This is a genomic window from Sebaldella sp. S0638, from assembly GCF_024158605.1.
Taxonomy (GTDB): Bacteria; Fusobacteriota; Fusobacteriia; order Fusobacteriales; family Leptotrichiaceae; genus Sebaldella.
The window spans coordinates 1-4,536 of record NZ_JAMZGM010000181.1 but is presented as its reverse complement, the minus strand read 5'-3'; the positions used below and the strand labels follow the sequence as shown (position 1 = coordinate 4,536).

The following is a 4,536-nucleotide window of genomic DNA, read 5'->3' as shown; positions in this document are numbered from 1 at the left end:
TTTCATAATAAAGTCCTCCTGTTTTTAGTTTATCATAAAAAGATTTTTTTATTTACAGACTTTTTATCACAGGCTCCTTTACCGGCAGATTTCATACCAGTATATCAATTATAGGAAGGAACAAACAATATTCCGGAGAACTGATCCAAAAGTATAAAAGCTATCTTTTTAATTCTGGTCTTGTCTATTTTTATACTTTCGGGTTCATACAAAATTTACATTTTTTCTTATATGACGGATGTCTCTTTACTTCGCTGTATAAACTGTCAGAACAAAAAATATGGTCTTTGGTAAGCTTTTCTACTCCACATTCTATTTCAAAATTATCAAGGTCATGACATATTCCTGTATCGATATCCAAAAGGTATCTTTCATCTACAGAAACATTTTTGTTAATATCCATACTAATCACCTTCCTGCTGTTATTAATAGTTTTCAAATAAATAATTTTAAAAAAATTTGTTATAGTATCAGCTTTCACTGACAAAAGCAAAATAGAAAACATCTTTTGAGTGCTTATTCCATCATTAGTTTTGCATCAGCAAAGCTGTATTTGAATTTCTGTGTATAAACAGAGACAGTATTATATCCCTTATCCATTAGTTTATCCAGATTTTTTATGCTTAAATAAACATCTTCATTTACATAAGCTCTTTTCAGTTTTTTGGAAATATTTTTCTTATCTTTGAAATTCTTGTCTTTGCTTATAATAATATAAACATCGCTCCCCTTGCCGTCATATGTGAAGTCATGAATAGTTATGGTACCGGTGATATTATCTACAGTAATATCTCCTTTTATCTGGTGAAGTTTCGCATCAAAGGTACCGAAAAAATTTTCTGAAAAAGAGCATACAGAGATAACGAAAAGCATTATTAATAGAAAAAATTTTTTCATTTCGACCTCCTAAAATTTATAAAACCCACAAGTTCATATTTTTTAATATGTCTCGTGTCTCATTATATACTTTTTCAAGATTGGTTTTAGCATCTTCCCTTGCATCTTCAAGTGTGGCACCTATGCCCAGATTATATATGAAATTTACGCTTGAAAGCTGTGAAATGGCTTTTACAATGTATTTATTATCCACAAAAGTCACAAAATCATATGAAATAACTAACATATTATACCTCCTTGAATATTATTATATATACACAAACTAAAATAGATTATCCGGCCTGTCAATATTAAAAGCAATATCCAAAATTATTTCTTTCTTCTGTGAAATGAAATTATTGTGCTTTATCAGTAAAAGTTCATATTTGGAAAAATTAATAAGATTAATGCGTTCCAGAAGCCTGCATTTTCTCTTGAATTTTTTAACCAAAATCTTGTAAGAGCGGGTATTATCAAGCTCCTTTATATCCCTCTCAAGGATGCGGAGTTCTTCAAGATAATTTTTCATATACTCTTCTTTTGCTTCAAAAGGCAATTTACAAATGAATTTACCCAGTCTTGAATTAATGGGAACCACCTCCTAATCTCCATGTTGCATTTGTTATTTTATTAATTAGAAAATATGATAAATATATGTGAAATTATTTCAGATAGGTTAAAGATAATTTTGAGATTTCCCCGAATGAAAAACTATGAAAATCAAACAGGGAAATCTAAAACCGGATTGGTGTTGTATACAGAGCAGCCTCTATTTTTAGTACATTAAAAAATACATTTATAAAAAGATATATGTTTAAATTACGATATTATATTTGGTAAAAAGGGAAATTTTGATAGAATAAATGAATGTGACAGGTATTCCGCCAGACTTTTTTGAAAAGGTCTTTTATTAAAGTAACGAATGGAAGTTTATAATTTCTTTAGAATTATAATAAAAACAAAAAAATTATTTTATTATTTTGATAAATTTAAGATAAGTTTTTATTTTACTTTATTTCTTCTTACTAATATTAATATAACACCAATTTTTATTAATGTCCAGCCGATTATATTAATTTTAAATATTGAAAAACAGGAAAAAGTGATCTCTTTTCACAAAATAGAGTGATCATTCTTGCATTTGTTTGTTATTTTTATGGTAAAATTAATGTTGAATAAATGAAGTGGGGTGTAATATAATTTATTCAGTAATTTATTTTTAATATTTATTTTTATATTATTTTTTTTACCGAAAGTTCATGTTTTATTTAGAAAATTATGTTATGAATAAAAAAGAAAACAGGGGAAAATTTTAGAAAATATTCAGGCAATAAAAAAGATATAAAAATACTGTTGTATCCCTATTTTTATATCTTTTTCCAAAAAATCACATGATTATGCTAAGCATATTTTTAATATCTTCTGATGCCATTTCGAATTTTGATTTTTCAATAAGAATATTTTTCCCTGTCATTATGTAAGAGGGGAAAAGTCTTATTTTACCATACCAAAGCTCGCTGTTTCTTAGTTTATATGTAGAAACAGCCGGCAGTGCAATAGTTTTTGTCCTTTTTTTACTTATCATATTAAAAGCCTTTTTGGCTACATCTCCCATAAGCATTATTACTTCTACATTTGGAAAAAGGTCAGTTTCTGCTTCCAAAAACGGAAGAGAATCTGTAATAAAATCCTTTGGTATAGTATACTCATTTTTGGGTATTTTTACTGCATTAGTAATATAAATTCCAAGTGAAGTAATGTCATCTATGTTGTCTACAGAAGCTCCGGCTTTTTGGAATAAGGGCAGGACAGTGCTAAGGTAGTCGGGATTTTCATTTTTCCCGTAAAAATCATTATAAGGATCAGAAGGGACGACTTCGTTAATCATAATAGTTTTTATTTTATCAGTGTCCAGCGTAATGTCGGGAAATTGAAAATCATATTTTTCTTTATTATAAACCACATTTTCTTTCAGGTATTTTCCTATATTTATTTTCATAGTTATCTTCCTTCCCTCAGTTTCGGATAAGTATAAATTTAATTATAAGTATCCTATTTTGAATATTTTAAACCATTCGTCGATTTCTTTCTGTGAATAAATGTCCAGTTTTTGCAGAATATCTCTTGAAAATTCCACAGCTGCACTTCCGTTGGCAGTAATAAGATTTTCAAAAATAAAAGACTGTGAATCCACATATTCAGTTTCCCCTTTATATTCCGGTGCATTCTGTTTCAGGTACTCAACTGTATTTCCTGTATGTCTGCGGTTATCCAGAAAACCATGGTTTGCAAGAAATGTAACGCCGTTGCAGATAGCAGCTGTAAGAATATTATTCTCAAGGCAGTATTTTATTATATCGCAGTATTTATCATAATCTGTATTGTGCCAGCTGAGACCGCCGGGAATAATAAGAAGTTTTATATTAATATCATTTGGTATATTACTAATGTCATAATCAGGGATCACTTTTAATCCGCCCATTGTAGCAACAGGATCTTTGGTAAGTGAAACAGTTTTTATTTCATAATCTTCGAGTTTATTCAGCTCAGGGCATATATAAGCTGCTTCCCAGTCTGCGAAGCTATCAGAAAGCAGTATTAAAACAGTATTCATAAATTTCCTCCTGTGTAAAAATTAAAAGAAAACTATCTGCTTCACCAAAAGTGGCAGCTCCTTAGTAAAAACAAATAGTTTTCATAAAACAATTATTTTTTCCATCTTTTCAAAGTTGGAAAATATTCTTTCATCATTGTTCTTGCTTCATCAACAGTAACTTTTTTCTCGCTGTCCTTATTGAATTCATCAATATGCTCAAGACAGACTTCGATCATTCTGTCCATTGTAATATCCTGTGTAAATTTACCGTCTTTAAAGCAATAAGTACAATAATCCTCATTTTTAGAGCCGTCTGCGTTAGTTCCGAATAATTCGGGAGCATCCATAGGCATTCCGCAGCTTTGGCAAAATTGCTTTTCCATACATTACCTCCTTAGTTTTATTTTATATATAAAGTATACAAAATTGAATATGACAATAGTATGTCATGTTAGAAAATTAAAAATTTATATTGCAAAATAAAAAGTCTGAGTATATCAGACAATAATTTTATTATATTAAAATAACATTCGTTTTATTTATAAAAGGCGAATATCGTATTAAAATTATTATAACAAATAGTGTTTGCTAATACAAGATTTTTTTTTCTTAATAAAATATTTTATATTGGAAAAGCATGGAATTCAAAGTGAAATATAAAAATAATATTCGCCTTTTATAAAGAACGCGAAATATCTGTGTTTTAAAGTATATTAGATATAATGAAAAAAAATTAATTTCTAAAATTAATAAAAAGTTATTTATTATTTTTTGCAAATAAAAATATATATATGAAGTTATTTATATAATAAAAAGACGAGTATTATAGTAAAAAAATGTGATTATTGTATAAAGAAAAAAATAAATTAAATATCTGGAAATATAAAATAATGTTTTCTATTTGATAATTAATCTGAAAATATTGCTAATAATGAGTTTTTTACTCACTAAACATAAATAAACGAAAAATAAATTGATAAAAAAATAGTATTTTGATATAATGGTCATACAAATTATATGTAATAACATATATATTATCTGAATGAATTTGTATTGTAATTAAG

Annotated in this window: 7 protein-coding genes; all 7 read right to left on the bottom strand. The window is 27.5% G+C overall.

All coding sequences use genetic code 11. The features are described from left to right. Positions 1-190: 190 nt before the first annotated feature. The 7 genes from NK213_RS18930 to NK213_RS18900 all read right to left on the bottom strand — a co-directional run bounded on the left by NK213_RS18930 (position 191) and on the right by NK213_RS18900 (position 3,855). A complete protein-coding gene (locus tag NK213_RS18930; protein ID WP_253352165.1) occupies positions 191-403 on the bottom strand; it encodes a hypothetical protein in 213 nt (70 codons plus the stop codon). Between the two features lie 113 nt (positions 404-516). Then, on the bottom strand, positions 517-897 hold the full coding sequence (locus NK213_RS18925; RefSeq protein WP_253352163.1) for a DM13 domain-containing protein: 381 nt from the start codon (positions 895-897) through the stop codon (positions 517-519). Positions 898-913: 16 nt separating this feature from the next. Then, positions 914-1,123: a hypothetical protein gene (locus tag NK213_RS18920; RefSeq protein WP_253352161.1), complete on the bottom strand. Its 210-nt coding sequence runs from the start codon at positions 1,121-1,123 to the stop codon at positions 914-916. Positions 1,124-1,159: 36 nt separating this feature from the next. Beyond that, positions 1,160-1,405 (bottom strand): hypothetical protein, encoded by a 246-nt coding sequence (locus tag NK213_RS18915; RefSeq protein WP_253352159.1) that lies wholly within the window; start codon positions 1,403-1,405, stop codon positions 1,160-1,162. Between the two features lie 858 nt (positions 1,406-2,263). Then, complete coding sequence (locus tag NK213_RS18910; RefSeq protein WP_253352157.1) at positions 2,264-2,875, bottom strand: uracil-DNA glycosylase family protein; 612 nt, start codon at positions 2,873-2,875, stop codon at positions 2,264-2,266. Positions 2,876-2,917: 42 nt separating this feature from the next. After that, positions 2,918-3,490 carry a type 1 glutamine amidotransferase family protein gene (locus NK213_RS18905; RefSeq protein WP_253352155.1) on the bottom strand — a complete coding sequence of 191 codons (573 nt, stop codon included), beginning with the start codon at positions 3,488-3,490 and terminating at the stop codon, positions 2,918-2,920. Between the two features lie 92 nt (positions 3,491-3,582). Beyond that, on the bottom strand, positions 3,583-3,855 hold the full coding sequence (locus NK213_RS18900; protein WP_253352153.1) for a zinc ribbon domain-containing protein: 273 nt from the start codon (positions 3,853-3,855) through the stop codon (positions 3,583-3,585). Between the last annotated feature and the right edge of the window lie 681 nt (positions 3,856-4,536).

Excerpts from the sequence above, each read along its gene's own strand:
- NK213_RS18930 (WP_253352165.1), bottom strand. The coding sequence starts at position 403 with ATGGATATTAACAAAAATGTTTCTGTAGATGAAAGATACCTTTTGGAT.
- NK213_RS18925 (WP_253352163.1), bottom strand. The coding sequence starts at position 897 with ATGAAAAAATTTTTTCTATTAATAATGCTTTTCGTTATCTCTGTATGC.
- NK213_RS18920 (WP_253352161.1), bottom strand. The coding sequence starts at position 1,123 with ATGTTAGTTATTTCATATGATTTTGTGACTTTTGTGGATAATAAATAC.
- NK213_RS18915 (WP_253352159.1), bottom strand. The coding sequence starts at position 1,405 with ATGAAAAATTATCTTGAAGAACTCCGCATCCTTGAGAGGGATATAAAG.
- NK213_RS18910 (WP_253352157.1), bottom strand. The coding sequence starts at position 2,875 with ATGAAAATAAATATAGGAAAATACCTGAAAGAAAATGTGGTTTATAAT.
- NK213_RS18905 (WP_253352155.1), bottom strand. The coding sequence starts at position 3,490 with ATGAATACTGTTTTAATACTGCTTTCTGATAGCTTCGCAGACTGGGAA.
- NK213_RS18900 (WP_253352153.1), bottom strand. The coding sequence starts at position 3,855 with ATGGAAAAGCAATTTTGCCAAAGCTGCGGAATGCCTATGGATGCTCCC.